Source organism: Aestuariivirga sp. (assembly GCF_041738905.1).
GTDB lineage: Bacteria > Pseudomonadota > Alphaproteobacteria > Rhizobiales > Aestuariivirgaceae > Aestuariivirga.
This window is the reverse complement of record NZ_JBGSOZ010000115.1, coordinates 33195-55884: the sequence shown is the minus strand read 5'-3', so window position 1 is coordinate 55884 and position 22690 is coordinate 33195. Positions and strand designations below refer to the sequence as shown.

The 22690-nt window shown below is 62.4% G+C and carries 25 protein-coding genes and 1 tRNA gene; 7 read left to right on the top strand and 19 right to left on the bottom strand.

Features of this window, described 5'->3' with window-relative positions:
* Window positions 1-197: 197 nt before the first annotated feature.
* Both rpsT and ACEW8Q_RS10465 read right to left on the bottom strand, forming a co-directional pair.
* Window positions 198-464: a 30S ribosomal protein S20 gene (rpsT, locus tag ACEW8Q_RS10470; protein WP_373504000.1), complete on the bottom strand. Its 267-nt coding sequence runs from the start codon at window positions 462-464 to the stop codon at window positions 198-200.
* A 162-nt stretch (window positions 465-626) separates the two neighbouring features.
* Window positions 627-1616, bottom strand: coding sequence for a Gfo/Idh/MocA family protein (locus ACEW8Q_RS10465; protein ID WP_373503999.1), 990 nt, complete (start codon window positions 1614-1616; stop codon window positions 627-629).
* 265 nt (window positions 1617-1881) lie between these two features.
* On the opposite strand from ACEW8Q_RS10465, the gene choX reads away from it, so the two are divergent.
* The 3 genes from choX to choV all read left to right on the top strand — a co-directional run bounded on the left by choX (window position 1882) and on the right by choV (window position 4988).
* Window positions 1882-2823, top strand: a complete 942-nt coding sequence (gene choX / locus ACEW8Q_RS10460) for a choline ABC transporter substrate-binding protein (protein WP_373503998.1) — start codon at window positions 1882-1884, stop codon at window positions 2821-2823.
* Window positions 2824-2946: 123 nt separating this feature from the next.
* A complete protein-coding gene (choW, locus tag ACEW8Q_RS10455) occupies window positions 2947-3801 on the top strand; it encodes a choline ABC transporter permease subunit (RefSeq protein WP_373503997.1) in 855 nt (284 codons plus the stop codon).
* On the top strand, window positions 3798-4988 hold the full coding sequence (choV, locus tag ACEW8Q_RS10450; RefSeq protein WP_373503996.1) for a choline ABC transporter ATP-binding protein: 1191 nt from the start codon (window positions 3798-3800) through the stop codon (window positions 4986-4988). Before choW ends, choV begins: the two co-directional genes overlap by 4 nt.
* On the opposite strand, the gene ACEW8Q_RS10445 is transcribed toward choV, so the two are convergent.
* The 8 genes from ACEW8Q_RS10445 to ACEW8Q_RS10410 form a co-directional block, all read right to left on the bottom strand.
* Window positions 4989-6164 carry a phosphopentomutase gene (locus ACEW8Q_RS10445; RefSeq protein ID WP_373503995.1) on the bottom strand — a complete coding sequence of 392 codons (1176 nt, stop codon included), beginning with the start codon at window positions 6162-6164 and terminating at the stop codon, window positions 4989-4991.
* Window positions 6165-6177: 13 nt separating this feature from the next.
* Window positions 6178-7485: a thymidine phosphorylase gene (deoA, locus tag ACEW8Q_RS10440; RefSeq protein ID WP_373503994.1), complete on the bottom strand. Its 1308-nt coding sequence runs from the start codon at window positions 7483-7485 to the stop codon at window positions 6178-6180.
* A 1-nt stretch (window position 7486) separates the two neighbouring features.
* Complete coding sequence (locus ACEW8Q_RS10435; RefSeq protein WP_373503993.1) at window positions 7487-8269, bottom strand: purine-nucleoside phosphorylase; 783 nt, start codon at window positions 8267-8269, stop codon at window positions 7487-7489.
* On the bottom strand, window positions 8266-8658 hold the full coding sequence (cdd, locus tag ACEW8Q_RS10430; RefSeq protein ID WP_373503992.1) for a cytidine deaminase: 393 nt from the start codon (window positions 8656-8658) through the stop codon (window positions 8266-8268). Before cdd ends, ACEW8Q_RS10435 begins: the two co-directional genes overlap by 4 nt.
* Window position 8659: 1 nt before the next feature.
* A complete protein-coding gene (locus tag ACEW8Q_RS10425) occupies window positions 8660-9616 on the bottom strand; it encodes an ABC transporter permease (RefSeq protein WP_373503991.1) in 957 nt (318 codons plus the stop codon).
* Window positions 9617-9620: 4 nt separating this feature from the next.
* Window positions 9621-10715, bottom strand: coding sequence for an ABC transporter permease (locus ACEW8Q_RS10420; RefSeq protein WP_373503990.1), 1095 nt, complete (start codon window positions 10713-10715; stop codon window positions 9621-9623).
* On the bottom strand, window positions 10715-12250 hold the full coding sequence (locus ACEW8Q_RS10415) for an ABC transporter ATP-binding protein (RefSeq protein WP_373503989.1): 1536 nt from the start codon (window positions 12248-12250) through the stop codon (window positions 10715-10717). The genes ACEW8Q_RS10420 and ACEW8Q_RS10415 overlap by 1 nt, the downstream gene beginning before the upstream one ends.
* A gap of 174 nt (window positions 12251-12424) precedes the next feature.
* Window positions 12425-13426, bottom strand: a complete 1002-nt coding sequence (locus ACEW8Q_RS10410; RefSeq protein WP_373503988.1) for a BMP family protein — start codon at window positions 13424-13426, stop codon at window positions 12425-12427.
* A 213-nt stretch (window positions 13427-13639) separates the two neighbouring features.
* On the opposite strand from ACEW8Q_RS10410, the gene ACEW8Q_RS10405 reads away from it, so the two are divergent.
* Together ACEW8Q_RS10405 and ACEW8Q_RS10400 are read left to right on the top strand one after the other, a co-directional pair.
* Window positions 13640-14062 (top strand): Hsp20 family protein, encoded by a 423-nt coding sequence (locus tag ACEW8Q_RS10405; RefSeq protein WP_373503987.1) that lies wholly within the window; start codon window positions 13640-13642, stop codon window positions 14060-14062.
* Window positions 14063-14066: 4 nt separating this feature from the next.
* Window positions 14067-14333, top strand: coding sequence for a DUF1150 family protein (locus tag ACEW8Q_RS10400; protein ID WP_373503986.1), 267 nt, complete (start codon window positions 14067-14069; stop codon window positions 14331-14333).
* Window positions 14334-14387: 54 nt separating this feature from the next.
* Here the strand turns inward: ACEW8Q_RS10400 and ptsN are convergent, their stop codons facing one another.
* The 8 genes from ptsN to ACEW8Q_RS10360 form a co-directional block, all read right to left on the bottom strand.
* Complete coding sequence (ptsN, locus tag ACEW8Q_RS10395; protein ID WP_373503985.1) at window positions 14388-14867, bottom strand: PTS IIA-like nitrogen regulatory protein PtsN; 480 nt, start codon at window positions 14865-14867, stop codon at window positions 14388-14390.
* A gap of 37 nt (window positions 14868-14904) precedes the next feature.
* Entirely contained in the window at window positions 14905-15477 is a 573-nt protein-coding gene (gene hpf, locus ACEW8Q_RS10390) for a ribosome hibernation-promoting factor, HPF/YfiA family (RefSeq protein WP_373503984.1), read from the bottom strand.
* 191 nt (window positions 15478-15668) lie between these two features.
* The gene (rpoN, locus tag ACEW8Q_RS10385; protein ID WP_373503983.1) at window positions 15669-17189 is read right to left on the bottom strand and encodes an RNA polymerase factor sigma-54; all 1521 of its coding nucleotides are present in this window, start codon (window positions 17187-17189) and stop codon (window positions 15669-15671) included.
* A gap of 18 nt (window positions 17190-17207) precedes the next feature.
* On the bottom strand, window positions 17208-17972 hold the full coding sequence (gene lptB, locus ACEW8Q_RS10380) for an LPS export ABC transporter ATP-binding protein (protein WP_373504009.1): 765 nt from the start codon (window positions 17970-17972) through the stop codon (window positions 17208-17210).
* Window positions 17973-18079: 107 nt separating this feature from the next.
* Entirely contained in the window at window positions 18080-18568 is a 489-nt protein-coding gene (locus ACEW8Q_RS10375; protein ID WP_373503982.1) for an LptA/OstA family protein, read from the bottom strand.
* Window positions 18565-19197, bottom strand: coding sequence for an LPS export ABC transporter periplasmic protein LptC (lptC, locus tag ACEW8Q_RS10370; RefSeq protein WP_373503981.1), 633 nt, complete (start codon window positions 19195-19197; stop codon window positions 18565-18567). The genes ACEW8Q_RS10375 and lptC overlap by 4 nt, the downstream gene beginning before the upstream one ends.
* On the bottom strand, window positions 19181-19792 hold the full coding sequence (locus ACEW8Q_RS10365) for a ribonuclease D (RefSeq protein WP_373503980.1): 612 nt from the start codon (window positions 19790-19792) through the stop codon (window positions 19181-19183). Before ACEW8Q_RS10365 ends, lptC begins: the two co-directional genes overlap by 17 nt.
* A gap of 35 nt (window positions 19793-19827) precedes the next feature.
* Window positions 19828-19912: transfer RNA gene (locus ACEW8Q_RS10360), tRNA-Leu, on the bottom strand.
* A gap of 162 nt (window positions 19913-20074) precedes the next feature.
* On the opposite strand from ACEW8Q_RS10360, the gene ACEW8Q_RS10355 reads away from it, so the two are divergent.
* Window positions 20075-21064 (top strand): complex I NDUFA9 subunit family protein, encoded by a 990-nt coding sequence (locus ACEW8Q_RS10355; protein ID WP_373503979.1) that lies wholly within the window; start codon window positions 20075-20077, stop codon window positions 21062-21064.
* Here ACEW8Q_RS10355 and ACEW8Q_RS10350 read toward each other — a convergent pair.
* Window positions 21031-21855 (bottom strand): undecaprenyl-diphosphate phosphatase, encoded by an 825-nt coding sequence (locus ACEW8Q_RS10350; protein ID WP_373503978.1) that lies wholly within the window; start codon window positions 21853-21855, stop codon window positions 21031-21033. The two genes, ACEW8Q_RS10355 and ACEW8Q_RS10350, sit on opposite strands and share 34 nt — an antisense overlap.
* A gap of 150 nt (window positions 21856-22005) precedes the next feature.
* Between ACEW8Q_RS10350 and ACEW8Q_RS10345 the strand changes: the two genes are divergently transcribed.
* Window positions 22006-22689, top strand: coding sequence for a glutathione S-transferase family protein (locus ACEW8Q_RS10345; protein ID WP_373503977.1), 684 nt, complete (start codon window positions 22006-22008; stop codon window positions 22687-22689).
* Window position 22690: the final 1 nt, after the last annotated feature.

Sequence of the window (22690 nt, the reverse complement as noted above, 5' to 3'; positions counted from 1 at the left end):
ACTGACAGGTTCGCGCATCAGGACATTTTTTGGCTGAGCAACAAGCAGCCTGCAAAGTGCCCGGAATTTTGCACAATATGCAATGAATTGAATCTGTTCACTTTTCCGTGCGCGAGACAATCCGTTCCCGGACAAACGAAAACGCCGGGTTTTCACCCGGCGTTCAACAGTTTCTTATGGTCTGTGGATAGGTGGGATCAGGCCTTGATGGCCTTCACGCGCGCGGCGAGGCGCGACACTTTCCGGGACGCCGTGTTCTTGTGCATCACGCCCTTCTGGGCGCCGCGCATCATCTCGGGCTGGGCGGCCTGGAGGGCAGCAGCGGCAGCGGCCTGGTTTCCGGAGGCGATCGCCTCCTCCACCTTGCGCACGAAGGTGCGGATGCGGCTGACGCGGTTCTTGTTGATCTCGGTGCGGCGGGCGGAGACGCGGGTGGCCTTCTTCGCCGATGATGTGTTGGCCATAGGGCTTTGGTCCTGCTTGACTGAAACTCGTTTGATGAACGTTCAATATCGAAAGACCGCATGCCAACTGGCAGACGGCCCGTCTTTCCGGCCCATCGGGATGGCGGGCTTATAGTGACGCCAGGCCTTGCCGTCAATTGCCTTCTGGCGGAGGCCCTGAAATCAGGGCTTTTCCCATTTCCGGCTCTTCTCGGAGCGGAAGAAGGCATCGAGGATCTTCATGTTCTGGATGGCGTCGTCCACGCCCCATACGGGTTTCTGCTTCTTGCGGATGACGCGGCCGAAGGCCTCGGCCTGGAGCTGGTACTGGTCGGAGACGGGAAGCTCCGTCCATTCGCCGACGTTCATGTCCATGCCCTGGACGAAATAGCGGTTGGGCTTGTCGGGGGGCGCGTTGAAGGGGATCTCGATCTCGATCCGTCCCTTGGTGCCCATGATGTTCACGCGCTGGTAGGGGGCCAGCTGGGTCGAGACGGTGAAGGACAGATGCCGCCCGTCGCCGAAGTCCGCCAAGCCGCCCGCGAGCCGGTCGGTTCCGAACTTCGGGTCGCGATCGATCGTGGCTGTCACCCGCACCGGCTCCGCATCGAAGATGAAGCGCGCGGTGGTGATCGGATAGCAGCCGATGTCGAGCATGCCGCCGCCGCCGATATCGGCCATGTTGCGCACATTCTTCGGATCGCGGTTGAAATAGGAGAACATCACCTGGATGGCGCGGACATCGCCGATCTTCTTTTTCCTGACCAGGTCACGCGCGGCCAGCCACTGGGTGGCATAGCGAACCATGAAGGCCTCTGCGATAAAGACGTTCTTGGGCGCCCGCCGCAATTGCATTGCTTCTTTCGCCGAGATGGCGATGGGCTTCTCGCAGAGCACGTGCTTTCCGGCCTTCGCGGCGGCCAGCGTCAGCGGCACATGGAGATGATTGGGGAGTGGATTATAGACTGCCTCGATCTCGGGATCGGCGAGCATCTCCTCATAGGAACCATAGGCCTTGGGAATGCCGAGCTTGCCGGCCCATTCCTGCGCGGTCTTCAGTTTGCGTGACGAGATCGCGACGATCTCCAGGTCCTTGCTCTTCAGCATGCCCGGAATGACCTTGGCCACGCCAATGTTCGCTGTCGAGATGATGCCCCACTTCACCGGTTTCATAGTTTGTCTCCCATTCAGAAGCACATCCTTAAGGGCACAACCTCGTTGTGGAAAGAGCGAACACACGCCTCGCCTCCACTAGGGCTGAAACACGTTCGCTCTTGCCAGCAGTTCAAGCTCGACTGCAGGCCGTGGCAAAGGCGCTGCAGGTGACAGTTGAGATGTCTGTCAAAACTTGCGAACAGGCGCGAACTTGCACTAGTCTTCGATCTGGGCTGAGAGGGGCAGGCAAATGGCGTTCCCCGGCCGAACAGGGAGAAAACACGTGAATACCAAACTAAAGACTTTCGCTGCCGTTCTGGCGCTGGGCGCGGCCATTTCATCGCCCGCCTATGCCGCCGATCCCGAAAGCTGCAAGAAGGTTCGCATTGCCGAGATCGTCGGCTGGACCGACATTCAGGTGACGACGGGTGCCACCTCGGTCGTCCTCGAAGCGCTGGGATATGAACCCGAATCCTCGCAGCTCTCGGTTCCGGTCACCTATGCCTCGATGAAGAACAACGACATCGACGTGTTTCTCGGAAACTGGATGCCGTCGATGACGGCGGACGTGAAGGCCTATTTCGACGAGAAGTCGGTCGAAAACATCGGCACCAATCTCGAAGGCGCCGGCTATGGCCTCGTCGTTCCGCAATATGTGGCCGACGCGGGCGTCAAGAGCCTCACCGACATCGGCGCCCACAAGGACAAGTTCGGCGCCAAGATCTATGGCATCGAGGCCGGCAATGACGGCAACCGCATCATCGGCGAGATGATCGCCAATCCGGCAAACAAGCTCGAAGGCTTCGAGCTGGTCGAGAGCTCGGAAGCCGGCATGCTGACCGCCGCCGAGCAGGCGATCAAGAACAACGAGTGGATCGCCTTCCTCGCCTGGACGCCGCATCCGATCATCGGCGAGATGAAGATTCACTATCTCGACGGCATGGGTGACTCAGGCTTCGGTGCCGCGACCGTCTATACCAATGCCCGCGCCGGCTACACCGCCGAATGCCCCAATGCGGGCAAGTTCCTCTCCAACCTGAAGTTCACGCTCGCCATGGAAGGCGCGATGATGGACAAGGTGCTGAAGGACGGTGCTGATCCGAAGGAAACCGCCAAGGCCTGGCTCAAGGCCAATCCGGACACGGTGAAGCCGTGGCTCGATGGCGTCACGACCTTCGACGGCGGTGACGCCGCCGCAGCGGTCGACGCCGCGCTGAAGGGATAAGCGATCCACAAGGCCCGGGCAGGAGACACCAGTCCGGGCCTTCTCAATTCTTGCCTTTGACGTCCCTTCATAAAAGCAGCAGTCTCGACTGCAGAAGGGGAGCATTCCCTGGGGAGGGGCAGCATGGATCCGGTTTCCGATCTCATCAGGTCGTGGAAGATACCTATCGGGCAATGGGGCAAGAGCTTCATCGAGTTCATCGTCGAATATTTCCAGTGGCTGTTCGACGCCATGAAGATCTCGCTCAACTTCATTGTGCAGAACGCCACCGAAGGGCTTCTCTTCCTGCCGCCCATCGTGCTGGCTCTCGGAATTGCCGCCTTCGCATGGTGGCTGCAGAAATCCTGGAAGCTGGCGCTGGGCGTGCTGCTCGGCCTGCTCTTCATCATGAATCAGGGATTGTGGAAGGAGACCATCCAGACGCTGGTGCTGGTTGTGGGTTCCACCGCCCTCTCGATGTCGATCGGCGTGCCGCTCGGCATCTGGGCTGCGCATAACCCAAAGGTCTGGCGCGTGATGCAGCCGCTTCTCGACCTCATGCAGACGATGCCGACCTTCGTCTATCTGATCCCCATCCTCATCCTCTTCGGGCTTGGCGCGGCGCCGGCCCTCATCGTCACCATCATCTTCGCCATGCCGGCACCCGTGCGCATGACCTATCTCGGCATCACCTCGATCCCCAAGCCGATGATCGAGGCAGGTGAGAGCTTTGGCGCCACGCACAATCAGTTACTCTGGAAGGTCGAACTGCCGGCGGCGCTGCCGTCCATCATGGCGGGCCTCACGCAGTGCATCATGCTGTCGCTCTCCATGGTGGTCTTCGCCACGCTCATCGGCGCGCCGAGCCTCGGCAATCCGGTGAACAAGGCGCTCGCCAATCGCAACATTCCGCTCGGCATCGAGGCGGGCCTCGCCATCGTGGTGCTGGCCATCATCCTTGACCGCATGCTGGCCGTGAAGGCGGGATCGAAGAAATGACCACATCCGTCGAATTCAAGAACGTCGACATCATTTTTGGCGACAACTCGAAAGAAGCGCTCAAAATGGCTCATGCTGGGGCGCACCGTTCCGACATTCTCGCCAAAACCGGCGCGGTGCTGGGTGCCACGGGTGCCAATCTCAAGGTGAACGAAGGCGAGATCAGCGTACTGATGGGCCTCTCGGGCTCCGGCAAGTCCACGCTGCTGCGCGCCGTCAACGGCCTCAACAAGGTCACGGGCGGCGAAGTGCTGGTGAAGGACGGCGCCCGCATGGTGGACGTCGCATCATGCGATGAGTCCACCTTGCGCCACATCCGCCAGAAGCAGGTGGCCATGGTGTTCCAGCAATTCGCGCTATTGCCATGGCGCACGGTGCGCGAGAACGCCGGACTCGGACTGGAACTCGCGGGCGTTCCGGTGGCCGAGCGCAACGCCAAGGTCGACAAGCAGTTGAAGCTCGTGGGTCTCGACCAGTGGGCCAACAAGTATGTGCATGAATTGTCGGGCGGCATGCAGCAGCGCGTGGGCCTCGCCCGCGCCTTTGCCACCGAGGCGCCGGTCCTGCTCATGGATGAGCCCTTCTCCGCACTCGATCCGCTGATCCGCACAAAGTTGCAGGACGAGCTTCTGCAGCTCCAGAAACAGATCAAGAAGACGATCATCTTCGTCAGCCACGATCTTGAGGAGGCGCTCAAGATCGGCAGCCGCATCACCATCATGGAAGGCGGCCGCATCGTGCAGTCGGGTGCGCCCGAAGACATCGTGCTGAAGCCTGCCAACGATTACGTGCGCGACTTCATCGCCAATGTAAACCCGCTCTCGGTGCTCACGGCATGGAATGTCATGCGGCCCCTCCACGACCTCGAACGCGACGGGCAAGGCTGGGTGTGGCTCGACAAGCGCCGGACCACGCGCTTCAAATTGGACGAAGATGGCAAGGTCGTCGCCGCGGAGCGTGACGGCCTCAATGCAACGTGGGTTTCGTGTGATGAGGTTGAAAAGCCGGCAGCGCCCGACTCACGGCCCGTCTACTGGGCGCGGCCCGGAACATCGCTCAAGATCGTGATGCTGGCGATCCACAATACCGACGTGGCGCCCGTCGCCATCTTCGACGAGAACGACAGGTTCATGGGCGCGATCGGCGTGAGGAATGTGCTGCAGGCGGTGCTGAAGCGGCCGGACTGATCAGATCGTCCACGCCTCGCCCGCATCCAGCGGACCGACGCCCAGATGCCTGGCAATGGTCTGTCCGATGTCCGCGAAGCTCTTGCGGCGGCCGAAGCTGCCGGGCGTGATGCCGCGAATGTAAGTCATCACCGGAACCTGCTCGCGCGTGTGGTCGGTGCCTTTCCATGTGGGGTCGTTGCCGTGGTCGGCTGTCATCACCAGAAGATCGCCCTCCCGGAGCTTTGTGATGATCTGCGGAAGCTGGGCGTCGAAGGCTTCGAGCGCCGTGCCGTAGCCGATGGGATCGCGCCTGTGTCCGAACTCGGAGTCGAAGTCGACAAAGTTGGTCATCAGGAATCCGCCATCGGCTAGGCCATCCATGTTGGCGAGAGTCGTCGCCATGAAGGCAGGGTTGCCCGCCCCCTTGATCTCGCGGCCCGTGCCGACATGGGCATAGATGTCACCGATCTTGCCGACCGATACGACGTCGCGCCCCGCCTTGCTCAAGACCTCGAGCAGCGTGGGCGATGGGGGCGTCACCGCGAAGTCCTTGCGGTGGCCGGTGCGGGTGAAGGTCTTGGCCGTCTCGCCGACGAAGGGCCTCGCGATGATACGGCCGATGTTCATCGGGTATGTGAGTTCGCGCGCGATGCGGCAAACCTCATAGAGGCGTTCAAGCCCGAAATGCTCCTCGTGCGCCGCGATCTGCAAAACGCTGTCGGCACTCGTGTAGGCGATCGGCTTGCCGGTTCGCAGATGCTCCTCCCCGAAATCCTCGATCACCTGCGTTCCCGATGCGTGGCACATGGCGAGAAGGCCGGGAAGATTGGCGCGGCTGACGATGCCGTCGATCAATTCCTGAGGAAAGGCGGGAACAGTGTGCGGAAAATAGCCCCAGTCGAATTTCAGCGGCACGCCGCCGATTTCCCAATGGCCGGTGATGGTGTCCTTGCCGCGCGAGACTTCGGTCGCACAGCCATATTGCCCGATGAGGCTGGCGGGAGCCAGCGGATTGCGGCCCGTCGACAACGCCGCCGCCTGCCCCAGCCCAAGCGAGGCCATGTGCGGCACGTTCAGCGCCATGTGATCGCAGATATGCGCGAGCGTGTTCGATCCCTCGTCGCCGAAGGCTGCTGCATCGGGCGCTCCGCCGATGCCGAAGGAATCGAGGATCAGGAGAAAGGCGCGGGGCATGGACCCTCCTGTTTCAGGCGGCGATGCGCGCGTGGATCGCCGTCGATTTCCCGGGCGCATCCCCCACAGAATATGCGCTTTTCACGATGGCCGCAGCCCTTTCGAACGAGGCCTCGTCGGCGGCATGGACCCAGCAGAGCGGCGTGTTGAAATCCGCTGCAAAGCCCTTGCCCAGCAGTTGCGCAAGGCCAACGCGGTGATCGATCATATCGGTGGCCACGCGCCGCCCGCCACCAAGCTCGATGACGGCGAGACCAAGCTCGCGCGTGCGAATGGATGCCACGACACCATTCTCATCGGCAAACACAGGGCGGATGATAGGGGCCTGTATCAGGTACTTCTGGTGGTCTCTCAGGAAATCAGTCGGCCCACCCAGAGCCGCCACCATACGCTCGAAACGTTCGGCTGCGGCACCGGTGTCGATGGTGTTCCTGAGGCGGGCTTTCGCGGTCTCGGCATCGCTATCGATCCTGGCGCTGAGCAACAACTCTGCACCGAGCGCCAGCGTGATCTCCATAACGCGACGATTGACGATCTCGCCTGTGAGGAAGCCGCAGGCATGGGCGACTTCCAGCGCATTGCCGGCATAGGGTGCGAGAGGCTCGTCCATATCGGTGATCAGCGCGGTGGTCCTGAGTCCCGCGCCATTCGCCACCGCGACCAGGCTCTCAGCGAGACCCACCGCCTCTTCCATCGTTGCCATGAATGCGCCCGATCCCACCTTCACGTCGAGCACCAGATGTTGAAGGCCTGCTGCGAGCTTCTTCGACAGTATCGATGCCGTGATGAGCGGTATGGATTCGACCGTGGCCGTCACGTCTCGAATGCCATAGAGGCGCTTGTCGGCGGGTGCGAGATCGGCGGTCTGGCCGATGATGGCGCAGCCCGCGTCGCGGGTCACTTTCCGGAACAGGTCGAGGCCCGGTTGGGTGACATAGCCCGGAATGGAATCGAGCTTGTCGAGCGTGCCGCCCGTATGGCCGAGGCCCCTGCCTGAGATCATCGGCACATAGAGCCCGCAAGCTGCCAGCATGGGCGCGAGCATCAAGGAAAGATTGTCGCCGATGCCGCCGGAGGAATGCTTGTCTACCACCGGCCCGGGCAGGTCCCATGTCAGCACCGTGCCAGAGTCCCGCATGGCGAGCGTGAGGCCCACGGCTTCCTCGCGGCTCATGCCCTTGAAGAACACGGCCATGGCGAAGGCCGCCACCTGGCCTTCCGATACGCTGCCCGATGTGAGCCCCGCGATGAACTCCTGAACTTCATCACGCGAGAGTGCGGCCCCATCGCGCTTCCGGCGGATGACTTCCTGCGGCAGCATCTCAGGCGTCCCTGAAAAACTGACTGAGCAGCGCCACCACGTTGTCGGCGGCCCTGGCGCCCTCGCGTTTGGTCTCCTCGTGGCTGGGCGAAGCGCCTTCGATTCCGGCGGCCAGGTTGGTGATGACGGAAAGGCCTGCGACTTTCAGCCCGAAGCGGCGCGCGAGGATGGTCTCGGGCACCGTCGACATGCCGACCGCCGAGCCGCCGATGATCTGGAACATGCGGATCTCCGCTGGCGTCTCGAAGGACGGCCCCGAGTACCAGCAGTAGACGCCCTGATGCAGCGCGACACTTGACGCTTTTGCCGCCGCCTCAAGGCGTGCGCGGAGAGCGGGCTCATAGGCATCGGTCATCGGCACGAAGTTCTCGTCGCCGTGCTGGCCGATCAAGGGGTTCATGCCGGAATAGTTGATGTGGTCGGTGATGAGCATGAGGGAACCCGGACGCATCTCGGGCTTCAGGCTTCCCGCGGCATTGGTGAGGATCAGCGTCTCGATGCAAGCACCTTTCAGCATCTCGATGGCCGGGCGCATCACGGCGGCGTTGCCCGATTCATAAGGGTGCGCGCGGCCCGCCAGCACGGCCACCTCCTGGCCCTCGATCTTCCCCACGAAGAGCTTGCCCGCGTGGCCTGAAATCTTCGGCACCGGAAAGCCGGAAAGCTCCGTATACGGAATGACGAGCGGGTCTTTCAGAGCGTCGGCCACAGGCCCGAGGCTGGACCCCAGGATGATGGCCGTCTTCGGCGCGCGGCCATTGAGTTTCTTCGCGAGATCGTTCATGCGAGGTTCTCCGGACCGAAAGAGGCTGGCAGCAGTTCATCGAAGGTGAAACTGCGGATCAGTTCGCCCTCCTCCGTGCAGCAGTGGATTTTCACGTCGCCTTTCGCGAACTCGCGAATCTTCTGGCGGCAGCCGCCGCAGGGCGTGCAAAGCGCGTCGCCATTTCCCATCACCGCCACTTCGGTGATACGCGTGCCGCCTGCCATGATGAGCGCGGAAATTGCCGACGGTTCGGCGCACCAGCCTTGCGGATAGGCGGCATTCTCGATGTTGCAGCCGCCGTGCACGCGGCCCTGTTCGTCGCGCATCGCCGCGCCCACGAGGAAGTTCGAGTAAGGCGCATGGGCTTTGAGCCTCGCGGCCTTCGCTGCGTCGATAAGATCGCGCATGTCAGCGGTCCTTCGTATAGGGAATGCCGGAGGCCTTGGGCGGGATCGACTTGCCGATGAAGCCCGCCAGCAGCACAACCGTCAGCACATAGGGCAGCATGTTGATGAACTGCACGGGGATCTGCACTCCCCCGACCGAGACGCCCTGCAGATAGTTGCCGGAAGCCTGCAGGAAGCCGAAGAGAAGACAGGCGAAGAGCGCCCGCCAGGGCCGCCAGTTGGCGAAGATCAGAGCGGCGAGCGCCATGAAGCCGCCGCCCGCCGTCATGTCGCGCACGAAACTCGATGACAGCGAGGTTGAAATGAAGGCGCCCGCCAGCCCGCAAAGCACGCCTGCGATGATGACCGCCCTGTAGCGGAGCCCTGCAACCGAAATGCCTGCCGTATCGACCGCATGCGGATTTTCACCGACCGCGCGGAGCCTCAACCCGAAGCGCGTGCGCGACAGCGCCCATGCAGTGAGCACCACTAGAATGATTGCCAGATAGGTGATGATCGAATGCGAGAGGAACACCTTCGCGAGGAAGCCCAGAACCGGAACATCGGCCAGGGCGGAAACACCCGGAATGTCCAGCGGCATGAAGCGGCCCGCAGGTGGAAGCGAAGGCGTTCGCCCGCCTTCCTTGAACCAGGTATTGCCCAGCACCACCGCAAGGCCAGCGGCCAGCATGTTGATGGCGACGCCAGAGACGACCTGGTTGCCTCGCTGGTTGATCGAGGCATAGCCATGAACGAGGGCGAGCCCGACCGACACCAGAATGGCGAAAAACAATCCAATCCAGGCCGAGCCATAGACGGCCGAGGCCGAGGCCGCGATGAAGGCTGCCGCCAGCATCTTGCCCTCGAGCCCGATATCGACAATGCCGGAGCGTTCAGACCACAGGCCCGCGAGTGCGGCCAGAACCAGCGGCACCGACATGCGGATGGTGGAGGCGAAGATTTCGGCATAGAGGTCCATGCGATCAATCCTCCGCCTTGAAGAACAGCATCGCCAGCGCCGGGCGGAAGGCATATTCCAGCGCCCCCATGAATAGGATGACGAGGCCCTGGATGACCACGATCATGTCGCGGTTGATGCCGGGCTTTGCGAAGGAGAGTTCGGAGCCGCCTTGATAAAGAAGCCCAAAGAGCAAGGCTGCCAGCACGATGCCGACGGGATGCGAGCGGCCCATGAGCGCCACCGCAATGCCGACGAAGCCGGCGCCGCCGACGAAGCCGAGGACGAGGCGGTGCTGCACGCCGAGGATTTCGTTCACCGCCATCAGCCCGGCGAGTGCTCCGGAAATTGCCATGGTGATGATGATGATGCGGTCGGGCTTTATGCCCGCATAGACGGCTGCACTCGGATTGGCCCCGAAGGCGCGGATTTCGTAGCCGAGCTTGGTGCGCCACAGCAGGTACCACACGGCGAAGGCCGCGATGATGGCAAGGAAGACCGAGAAGTTCAGCGGGCTCGATGCCACGCGCACGCCGAAGAACTCGCGCGCCACTTCGCGGAAGCTCATGATGTAGGCGCCGGTAATCTCGCGGCTCTCCACCGCCATCTTCCCCACCGGCCGGAACCAGTAATTGATGAGATAGCCGACGAGACTCGCGGCGATGAAGTTGAACATGATCGTGGTGATCACGATGTGGCTGCCGCGCTTGGCCTGCAGGATGCCAGGGATCCAGGCCCAGAAGGCGCCCACCGCCATGGATGCGAGGATCGCCAGGGGAATGACGATGGGCCATGGCAGGAATTCGAGCCCGAGGCCCACCGCAGCGGCACCGACCCCCGCCATATAGGCCTGGCCCTCGCCGCCAATGTTGAAGAGACCGGCGTGAAAGGCCACGGCCACGGCCAGGCCGGTGAAGACAAAATTGGTGGCGTAGTAGAGCAGGTAGCCCCAGCCCTTGAGCGAGCCCACCGCGCCATTAAGCATGATCCACATGGCCTCTAACGGGTTCTCGCCGATGATGACGACCACCAGACCGGCGACAAGCAGCGCGACGGTGAGGTTGAGCAGCGGGATCAGTCCCAGATCTACCCATGCGGGGAGTTCTCCACGCGGGCCCATCAGGCGGCATCCTTGGCAACGCCGGCCATCAGGAGGCCCAGCTCACGTTCGTCGGCCTCAGGGCCGCGCTCGCCCATGATCTTGCCCGTGAACATCACCAGTATTCTGTCGGACAGCGACCGGATTTCATCGAGCTCCACCGACACCAGCAGGATCGCCTTGCCCTGATCCCTGAGCGCGATGATGCGCTTGTGAATGAATTCGATGGCACCGATGTCGACGCCGCGCGTTGGCTGCCCGACGATCAGGAGATCGGGATTGCTCAGCATCTCGCGTGCGAGAATGATCTTCTGCTGGTTGCCGCCGGAGAATTTGGCGCTCTTCAACAAGGGGTCCGGCGGGCGGACGTCGAAGGTTTCCATTTCCGATTTCGCGCGGGCAATCACTTTGGCGCGATCGAGGCGGAAGCCCCGCCCCAGGGCTTCATCGTGATGCCAGCCGAGGATCATGGTTTCGCTGGCATCGAATTCCTTGATGAGGCCGCGGTGCTGGCGGTCTTCCGGCACATGAGCCAAGCCCTCGGCGCGGACATGCGCAGGATCGCCCAGCACGCCGATATCCTTGCCCTCGAAGATCACCTGGCCCGAGGTGGGCTTGGCGATTCCACTGATGACGTCGAGCAATTCCGACTGGCCATTGCCCGAGACGCCTGCAATGCCGACGATCTCGCCTTTTCGCACCTGGAGGGACACATTGTCGACGCGGGGCACGCCCTTCCTGTCCTTCCAGGTAAGGTTCCGGACATCGAGGATCACTTCGCCGGGACTGGCCTTGCCCTTCTCGACCTGGAGCAGGACATGGCGGCCGACCATCGCATCGGCCAGTTGCTCGACGCTGGTGTTCTTCGTCTTAAACTCCGCCACCATCTCGCCCCGCCGCATCACCGAGACATGATCGGTGATGGCCATGATCTCACGCAGCTTGTGGGTGATGAGGATGACGGTCTTGCCCTGGTCGCGCAGCGTTCCCAGGATGCGGAAGAGGTGATCGGCTTCGTCGGGTGTGAGCACGCCCGTCGGTTCATCGAGGATGAGCGTCTCAGCGCCCCTGAACAGGGCCTTGAGAATTTCCACGCGCTGCTGAAGTCCGACGGGAAGCTCGCCGACGATGGCATCGGGATCGACATCGAGTTCATAGTCGTGGGCAAGCCGCGTCAGTTCGGCGCGGGCCTTGTCGAGCGCGGGTCCGATCAGCACGCCACCTTCGGCACCCAGTACCACGTTCTCCAAAACCGTAAAGGGATCGACCAGCATGAAGTGCTGGTGCACCATGCCGATGCCGAGCGAGATAGCATCGGACGAGGACTTGATCCTGACCGGCTGCCCCTTCACGCGGATCTCGCCCTTGTCGGCATGATAGAAGCCGAACAGGATCGACATCAGCGTGGACTTGCCGGCGCCATTCTCGCCGATGATGCCGTGAATCGATCCCTGCCCGATCAAAAGGTTCACATCCTTGTTGGCGTGAACCGAACCGAAGCGCTTGTCGATGCCGATGAGTTCGATGGCGGGAATTGCCGAGGACTGGGAAGTCATGAGTGCCCCACACTTCCTTCTCCCCTCGCGGGAGAAGGTGGATCGCATCGAAGATGCGAGACGGATGAGGGGTCAGTCACTTGCCTGGCCTTTGAGGCCTGCCGTACCGCCCCCCTCATCCGGCGCTTCGCGCCACCTTCCCCCACGAGGGGGGAAGGGGATCAGGAGCGTTTCTTACTGCACCGGGCAGGTGTTGTCGGCGGTGTAGTCGTGCACCTTGATGGTGCCGGCGATGATGTCGGCCTTGGCCTTCTCGGCAGCGGCCTGCATCTCAGGCGTCACCAGCGCCTTGTTGTTGTCGTCCATGGCATAGCCAACACCGTCTTCCTTGAGGCCCAAGGCCTGGATGCCGGGGGTGAAGGTGCCGTCCTTGCCAGACTTCATGACGTTATAGACGGCGACATCCACGCGCTTCAGCATGGAGGTGAGGACCTTGCCGGGATGGAGGTAGTTCTGGTTGGCGTCGACGCCGATCGAGAGCGCTCCGCCATCGGCCGCGGCCTGCAGCACGCCGAGTCCGGTGGCACCCGCTGCCGCGTAGATCACGTCCGCACCCTGGGCCATCTGGCCCTTGGTGATCTCGCCGCCTTTGACGGGATCGTTCCAGGCCGCGCCCGTGTCGCCCGTCATGTTCTGGAAGATCGTCGCATCGGCCTTGGCGGCCTTGACACCTTGCGCATAGCCGCAGGCGAACTTGCGGATGAGCGGAATGTCCATGCCGCCGACGAAGCCGACCTTGCCGGATTTCGATGCCATGGCAGCCAGAATGCCGACAATGTAGGAGCCTTCGTGCTCGTTGAACACGATGGACTGGACGTTCGGCAGGTCCACCACCATATCGACGATGGCGAATTTCAGTTCGGGATATTCCTTGGCGACCTTCTCGAGCGCCGAGGCCTGTGCGAAGCCCGCCGCGATGATCGGCGAATAACCCTGATCGGCAAAGTTGCGGATCGCCTGTTCGCGCTGGGCCTCGTTAGCGATCTCGAACTCGCCGTAGGCAATGCCGGTTTCGGCCTTGAACTTCTCGGAGCCGTTGTACATGCTCTCGTTGAAGGACTTGTCGAACTTGCCGCCGATATCGAACACGATGGCCGGCTTGTCGTCGGCAGCAGATGCAGCGCCTGCCATCATGGCAAGGGCGGCTGCGGCCGCGAGCAGTGAACGTCTGAGCATGTTGTCGTCTCCCTGTTGGTTCCCGGCGATTTAACCACAACCATTTGACGGCTGCGATTCATTCTTTGATCAGGCGATCAAACCATCATGTTGGCGCCACGGTCAAGCACCCGGCTTGAAACCGGGGAACAGGTTTCACATATGGGGATTGTGGTTGAGAATGCCGTTTCGGGTTCCAGCCGCGCTTGCTGCTTTACACAAGGGCAAAGGACAATGACTCGCGTATCCATGTTTTCTTCCCCCCTCCTGCTCGGCTTCGACGAGCTTGAGCGGATGCTTGACCGGGCCTCGAAAGCCTCAGGTGACGGCTATCCTCCCTATAACATCGAGCGCCTGCCGCGGGCCGAGGGTGAAGCCGAACGCCTGCGCATCACGCTGGCAGTGGCTGGCTTCGGGCGTGACGAACTCGATGTGACGGTCGAGGAGAACCAGCTGGTGATCCGTGGCCGCCAGAAAGAGGATGACGGCAGGGCCTTCCTGCACCGTGGAATCGCAGCCCGGCAGTTCGCCCGGACATTCGTCCTTGCCGACGGCATGGAAGTGACCGGAGCCCGGCTGGAAAACGGCCTGCTGGAGCTTCATCTCGAACGGCCAGAACCGAGGCGGATTGTCCGCCGTATCCAGATTGGAGGGTGATGTCATGAACACGACCCAAGACGAAAAGAAGACGATTGAACTGACGCCCGAAGACCTCGCCCTTCTGGGCGGTGGCGCTCTCGGCTATATCCGTGAAATCGAAGTGCGCGAGGCGAGGCGGCTGCTCGGCAACCAGGCGAAAGTGTCGCCCAATTCAAAGCTGTTCTGCCTCTATGGCGCCGATGGCACGCCCGTCTCGATTTCGGGTTCGCGTGAGGCCGCCGTGGGCAGTGCCTTCGAGCATGAACTCATGCCGATGAGCGTCCACTGACAGGAGGATGCCCGGACAATGTCCGGGCATTTTCATTGCGTTGGCGTTGAGGGATCAGGCCGCGCTGGCGTTTGTGGCAGGCGAGGCGGCAGGCTCGGTGAGGATGGCGTAAAGTCCCTCCGGGTCTTCGGTACCGCGCAGTTTCGCCACCACCGAGGGATCGCGCAACAGGCGGGAAATCCGCGCAAGCGCCTTCAAATGGTCGGCGCCGGCATGTTCGGGCGCCAGCAGCACGAAGACCAGATCAACCGGCTGGCCATCCACCGAATCGAAATCGACCGGTGCTGCGAGGCGCGCGAAGACACCATAGACCCGCGTCAGCATGGCGAGCTTTCCATGTGGGATCGCAATGCCCTGGCCGATGCCGGTCGAGCCCAGCTTCTCGCGCTTCAACAGCGTCTCGAAGATCAGCCGGTGATCGATGGCGACACGGTTGGCGAGGGTCTGCGACAGCTCCAGAAGCAGCTGCTTCTTGTTCTGGGCCTTGAGGCTGGCCAGAACAGACTGCTTGTCGATGATGGCGTCCAGGGTCATGCGGGGGAAGTCCCGTTTCTCGAAGAGGTCCGGCGTGTCAGGCTTGCGGCTTGGGATCGACCCAGCCGATGTTCCCGTCCGGGCGCCGGTAAACGAGATTGAGACCCCCGTGCCCGCCATTGCGGAAGAGCAGGAAGGGTGTGGTTGAAATGTCGAGCTGCATCACCGCCTCACCTACAGACAGTTCCGGAAGTCTGATGTCGGTTTCAGCCACCACCACGGGGCTGAGCCCTTGCGGCTCTTCGTCGGTATCCGGGGCAGCGGTGATCACATAGCTCTGCGCCTCCATCTGGCGCACAGGCTCACGGCGCGAGCGGTGATGGTCCTTCAGGCGCTGCTTGTAGCGGCGAAGCTGCTTCTCCAGATGGCTCGCTGCCTGGTCGAAGCTCGGATGGGCTTCCGCGCCATTGCCCTGGGCCTGGAGCACGAGGCCGGTGGCGAGATGAAGGGCGCAGTCGGTGTGGAAGCCCACACGCTGCCGCTCCACGGTCACATGAGCATGGACCGTGCCTTCGAAATACTTCTGCTTGAGCTGGTTGAGACGGGTTTCAACGTGCTCGCGCAAGGCGTCGCCAACGTCGAGGTTCTTACCGGTGACTTTGATCTGCATGGTCGTCGCAAATATCCCTGCTTCGCCCCGTGTCTCTTACACATGGGCGCGTTTGCCTCGAACGTCAACTGGCCTCAAGCTTTTAGATTGAACGCGCCTCTGCCCGCTTCACGAATCGGTTACGGGGGTGAGGGCGCCGATCACCCGGGCCATGCGAAGCGGGCGGAACCTAGTCGCGGGGTGCCATCAAGTCAACGGCCTTGCCGGACTTGTACCTTGAGTTCGCGTCGGCGCTGGACAGAAGAGGGAATACCCAATGCTTCCCTGTACTTGGCAACGGTGCGGCGGGCGATGTCGATTCCTGCCTGGTTGAGTTTCTCGACGATCGTGTCATCCGAGAGGACATTTCCGGCCTCGGCACCGATCAGTTCCTTTATGCGGTGGCGGACCGCCTCGGCGGAATGCGCGTCGCCATCCGACTCGGAATTGGCGATCGCGGTGGTGAAGAAGTACTTCAGCTCGAAGATGCCGCGAGGCGTCGACATGTACTTGTTCGAGGTGACGCGGCTCACCGTCGACTCGTGCATCTCGATCGCGTCGGCCACGGTCTTCAGATTGAGTGGCCTCAGATGCTGCACGCCGAGGACGAGGAAGGCATCCTGCTGGCGCACGATTTCACGGGCTACCTTGAGGATCGTCCTGGCGCGCTGGTCGAGGCTTTTCACCAGCCAGGTCGCGTTGGCCTGGCATTCCGAAAGGTAGAGCTTGTCTTCACTCCGCGCGGTTTTGCCCGAGACCCGCGCGAGATACTGGTTGTTGATCAGCACGCGCGGCAGCGTCTCGGTATTGAGTTCAACGATCCAGGCGCCTTCCGGAGAGGCCCTGACGTGCACATCCGGGATCACCGGCTGAACGGGCTCGGAGCCGAAGGCGTGCCCGGGCTTCGGATTGAGATTGCGGAGTTCGGCGATCATGTCCTTCAGATCGTCGATATCGACGCGGCAAAGCGATTTCAGCGCATTGTAGTCGCGCTTCGCCACCAGTTCGAGATTGCCGACAAGCGCCGCCATGGCCGGGTCGTAGCGGTTGATCTCCTTCAGCTGGATCGTCAGGCATTCCTTCAGATCGCGCGCGAAGACTCCCGGCGGATCGCACTCCTGCAGCTTGGTGAGCACGGTTTCCACATGCGCCACCGAGGTACCGAGCGTTTCGGCCATGGCGGCGGCATCGGCTGTCAGGTAGCCCGCTTCGTTGAGCGTGCCGATCAGGTGCTGGCCGATGAGGCGTTCCGCCGGATCGAGGAGCAGCAGCGTCATCTGGTCCGTCAGGTGTTCGGAGAGCGTCGGTTGTTTCGAGAGCGTGGACGCGAAATCGAGGTCGTCGGCATCCAGCGACAGGCCACCGGACGGCTTGAGAGACGACCAGCCCGAATCGGCGGGCCCCATGGCCTCGCGGTTGGCGGCGTCGGCGCGCGATTCGTGCGTGTAGACGTTGTCGAGATCGGTATCGAGCGTGCGCAGCCGCTCTTCGGTGGCGGTGTTGGAACTGAGTGCGCTCACCATGTCGGGTTCGGACTGGGGCGCCTCGACCGGCTGCTTCTGGACTTCGCCGCGCTCGTCGCGTTCGAGCAGCGGGTTGCGTTCGAGTTCCTGGTCGACGAAGGCCTGGAGTTCCATGTTCGACATCTGCAGAAGCTTGATCGCCTGCTGCAGTTGCGGCGTCATGACCAGCGATTGGCCCTGGCGAAGCTCGAGCCTCTGGTTCAACGCCATGGCGTTCCTCAGCCTATGTCAAAGGCTGAAGTCGGCGCCGAGATAGTAGCGCCGGACATCTGCGTTGCTGACGATCTCATCGGGAGTGCCCTGGGTCAGGACCGTGCCCTCATGGATGATGAGCGCGGTATCGATGAGTTCGAGGGTTTCGCGGACGTTGTGATCCGTAACAAGCACCCCGATTCCCCGAGCGGTGAGCTGTCGCACCAGCTTGCGAATATCACTGATCGCAATCGGATCAATTCCGGCGAAGGGCTCGTCGAGGAGCATGAACTCGGGATCGGCTGCGAGGGCGCGGGCGATTTCCACGCGGCGGCGCTCACCGCCAGATAGCGCAACAGCCGGCGAATGCCGGAGGTGGGAGATGGAGAACTCATCAAGCAACTCACGCAACTTACTGTCGCGCTTCGCCCTTGAGCCCTCGGTGAGCTCCAGTACGGCGCGAATGTTTTCCTCTACGGTGAGGCCGCGAAAGATCGAGCTCTCCTGCGCCAGATATCCAATTCCCAAGCGTGCCCGCCGATACATGGGCAGATGGGTGATATCCGTGCCGTCGAGGCTGATCCGGCCGCTGTCGGCGGCAATCAGGCCCGTGATCATGTAGAACACGGTCGTCTTGCCGGCGCCATTGGGTCCCAGAAGTCCCACAGCTTCACCACGCCTGACGGAGAGCGACACGTCTCGCACCACGGGCCGCCGCTTGTAGGACTTACGCAGTCCCTCCACGACGAGGCCGGGGCGCTCCGGATCGACTGTCACTGAAACCTTCTCCGCCTGCGGAATCTGTGCCCGCCCGGGAGCCCGTTTCGGAGCCTGTCTTTCCGTCACCACGTCTTCATCACGCGCCAAGTGAATTTCCACCCAATAGGTTTAATTTTAGATAAGGCCGGTCACTTGGGCAGGAAACTGCCCTTCACGCGGCCGCCGGTCATCTGGATCTTGTCGGTGTTGAGATCGGCGTTCAGTTCCTTGCCGGTCAGCACGGTCGAGCCCTGGACGAGCTTCACGTTGCCGCCGACCACCAGCTTGTTGGCCTGCACGTCGAACCTGGCCCAGTCGCCGGTGATGGTTTCGCGCGGTGTCTTGATCGTGACGTTGCCCTTGGCATCGAGCTTGGTCGCGTCGGTCTTGGTCGTTCCGTCGGGCTGCTTCACGTCGGCATAGAGCACCGTGAGATCGTCGGACTTGAGATTGGTGTCGCCGCGCGTGGCATCGACATTGCCCCGGAAGATCGCCTTCTTGTCGGCATCGATGATTTCCATCTCGTTAGCCTCGATGTTGACAGGCGCCGGCGGCTTGGCCGTCTGGGCCGCCGCGGGCCAGGCTGCCGCCAGCATGAACAGCACCGCGGCTGTGGCCATCTTCAGACTGTCAGTCATGGTTTGGAGTCTCCCTTCGCTGCCGGGGCGTCGAACTGTGCCTTGACCCTATTCAAGAACAGAATCCGCGCACCGTCATCGGTTATTTGCATGCCGTTGGCCCGGATGGTGCCGGACCCGAATGTGACGTCCACCGGAACGTCCGAGGTGAGTTTCTTCTCTTCCACTACCACATGAGCCTTTTCCATGAGGGCGGTAAAGCGATCCTTCTGCACGATCCGCACATGCCCGGCGAGATCGAGCGTCTTCAGGAATGTGTCGTAGAGGCCGGTGTCGGCCGTGATGGTGTATTCCACCCCGGCGGCGCGGCGGAAAAGGCCCTCGACGGTGTCGAGATGGACGAGGTTCGGGGTCTTGTCGTCCTGCCAGCCACGCTTGGCCTTCACCTCATAGGGCTGGTTCTCGCGGTCCATGCCGCTGACAGTCGATTCCGTCGCGTTGATCTGATCGGGCTGCACCGCCGGAGGTGCCGAAGGCTCGTTCGGAAGAAACGACGCGAACAGCCCGGCCTGCGCCAAGAAGGCGACCACGAAGCCCACGCCGACGAGGATCGCAAGCCAGCTCAGCAGGCGCGAAAGCCTGGCCCAGCGCAAGGCGCTCGCTGCGGCCGGGTTAGTGGGCGAAGACATCTTCCTCGGTCCAGCCCGCAAGATCGAGCGCGGCGCGGGTGGGCACGAAGTCGAAGCAGGCCCGTGCGATTTCGGTGCGGCCCTCGCGCGCCAGCATGTGGTCGAGGCGGGCCTTCGTCTCGTGGAGATAGAGCACATCCTGCGCGGCATATTGCTTCTGCGCGTCGGACAGGACATGGGCGCCCCAGTCGGAGCTCTGCTGCTGCTTGTTCAGCTCGATTCCAAGAAGTTCCTTGATGAGGTCCTTCAGGCCGTGGCGGTCGGTATAGGTGCGGGTCAGCTTCGAGGCGATCTTGGTGCAATAGATCGGAGCGGTGTCGACGCCAAGGTAATACTTGATCACCGCCACGTCGAAGCGGGCATAGTGGAAGATCTTGGTGACGCCGGGATCGGTGAGCAGCGCCTTGAGGTTGGGCGCGTCGTAGCTCGAACGGTCAAGCTGCACCAGATGGGCATTGCCATCGCCGGAAGAGAGCTGGATGAGGCAGAGCTTGTCGCGGCGCGGCACCAGTCCGAGGGTCTCGGAATCAATCGCCACCGAACTCCCGAAGTCCAGTCCGGCGGGCAGGTCGCCCTTGTAAAGCTTGATGGCCATCAGAGGGGTCCCGCCGATCGTCGGTTATTGTAGGATGGTGCCCTGAAGAGGACTCGAACCTCCACGATGTTACTCGCTAGTACCTGAAACTAGTGCGTCTACCAATTCCGCCATCAGGGCATTCCGGGGCGTCTCATAAAGACGCTTCCAAAGGCTGTCAACCGAAGTCCTGACCGGCAGGACCGGCCCATCGGGAAGAAAGCCCGGATGCCTGCTACCTCTTCACCTTTGCATCCCCGGCGCGACGCGGCTAAAAGGCCTGGCATCCGCAAGTTTATCAGGGTGACCTCCGTGCTCGTTCAGCCTTCCGACAGACTTATCACCATCATCGGCGGTTCGGGCTTCGTCGGCCGGCACATCGTGAGGGCGCTGGCCCGGCGCGGCTACCGCATCCGCGTCGCCTGCCGCCGTCCCGATCTCGCGGGTCATCTGCAGCCGCTCGGCAATGCCGGCCAGATCATGATGGTGCAGGCCAATGTGCGCTATCCGGCCTCGCTCGCGGCGGCCTGCGACGGCGCCTATGCCGTAATCAACCTCACGGGTGTGCTCTATTCGGCGGGTCCGCAGAACTTCGACGCCGTCCATGCCTTTGGGGCTGAGGCCACGGCCAAGGCTGCCAGGGCCGCGAAGGCGCGGGTGTTCATCCAGATGTCGGCCATCGGCGCCGACGAGAACTCCACCGCCGAATATGCCCGCAGCAAGGCCGAGGGCGAAAAGCGCGCCCGGGCGGCTTTCCCCGGCGCCATCGTGCTTCGCCCGTCGATCATTTTCGGGCCGGAGGATTCGTTCTTCAACCGCTTTGCCGAGCTTGCCCGCTTCGCGCCGTTCCTGCCGCTGATCGGCGGCGGCGATACGAAATTCGAGCCCGTCTTCGTGGGCGACGTGGCCGAAACCGTGGCCCGCCTCGTCGACAAGGGCGAGGCCGATGGCCGCACCTATGAGCTGGGCGGCCCCGAAGTCTTCACCTTCCGCCAGCTGATGCAATTCACTCTCGACACCATCGGGCGCAGCCGGTTGCTGGTCCCGGTGCCGTGGGGCATCGCCAAGATCCAGGCCCTGATCCTGGGCCTGTTGCCCAAGCCCCTCCTCACCACCGACCAGGTGGAACTGCTCAAGACCGACAATGTGGTGAGCGAGCATGCGCGGCGCGAACAGCGCACGCTGGAGGGCCTCGGCATCACGCCGTCAGGCATCGAGGGGATCGTGCCGGGCTATCTCTACCGCTTCCGCAAGGCCGGTCAGTTCACCGCGCCCAGGGGGATTCCGGAATAGATCAGCGCGAGAAGCCCTATTCCCAAGAGCACGCGATAGACCGCGAAGGGCAGGAAGCTCATGTGGCGGACGAGCTTCATGAGCACGGTGATGGTGCCCAGCGCCACAAAGAAGGTCAGGATCGCCGTCAGCATCATCCCGAAGGTGATGGCCTCGCCGCTCGACACCGCGTCGCCCAGCTTGAGCACGCCCGCCCCGGCAATGGCCGGAATGCCCAGCAGGAAAGCGAAACGCGCCGCCTCCGGGCGCTCGAAGCCCAGCGCCCGGGCCGCCGTCATGGTGATGCCGGACCGGCTGGTGCCCGGAATGATGGCAATGGCCTGCGCCAGGCCGATGATCACGGCGGGCGTCAGCGACATGTCCGACATGCGGCGTTCCGACAGACCAAAGCGATCGCAAACATACAGCAGAATGCCGAAGATGATGGCGTTCCAGGCGATAATCTCCGGCATGTCGCGCACGGCATCCATGAAGCCGATCTTGTCGAGCACGACACCGAAGATCACCGCGGGGATGGTGCCGATCACGATCAGCATCGCCAGCTTGCCCCAGGCCGTGATGCGGCCGCGCAGGAGATCGACGCCACCCAGCGTCAGGTTCACGCAGTCGCGCCAGAAATAGACGACGACCGCGAGGAACGAACCCATGTGGACCATGACGTCGGTCAGCACGCCCTGGTCGGGCCAGCCCGTGAGGGTTGGCACCAGCAGCAGGTGGCCAGAGGACGAGATGGGCAGGAATTCGGTGATGCCCTGGATGAGCGCCAGCACGACGATCTGCAGAATAAGCATGTGTTGGCTACTCGGAATTACGGTGGGCCGGTTCGGAATCGCTTGCCGCGCAGGGCGTCCGCGTTTTATACGCGCGGTACATCCGGGGCAATTGCGGCAAAAATGCCCTCCATGCCGTGTTGACAGCGTCAGGGTTAATGTTTTCCTAACATGCCGAGTCTCATACATTTCACACTCGATCCCTTCAGCCGGCGCATGCGCCTGGCACTCGCCGAATATGGCGTGCCCGTCGAACTGATCGACGAAACGCCCTGGGACCCGAGCCCCGACATTTTCGAGCTCAATCCCGCCGGAACGCTCCCTGTCTATCTTGAGGATGCGAACTCACCCGTCTGCGGCATCGAGGCCATTGCGGAATTCCTTGAGGAGACCAAGGGGCGCCGAACCTCCCTCATTCCGGGCGATGCCTATGAGCGCGCCGAGGTGCGGCGGCTGACCGGCTGGTTCGACACCAAGTTCTATGCGGAAGTCTCGGAACCCGTCATCACCGAGAAAGTGATCCGGCGCTTCCTGCCTCGGGAGGCCGGTGGCGGCGGCATGGATATGGCGCGCGTGCGGCAGGCGATGGTGCGGCTCCGCGAGCACCTCGACTATATCGGGCATCTGGCGGACCACCACGTGTGGCTGGCGGGCGAGCATCTCTCGATTGCCGATCTGGCGGCCGCCGCGCACATCTCGGCCGTCGACTATTTCGGTGATATTCCGTGGGCTGATTACCCGGTTGCGAAATCGTGGTTTCAACGGATGAAGTCGCGGCCGTCCTTCCGGCCGCTGCTCGCCGACACGGTGCGCGGCATGGCGCCGGGGCCGCATTACGCGGATCTCGATTTCTGAA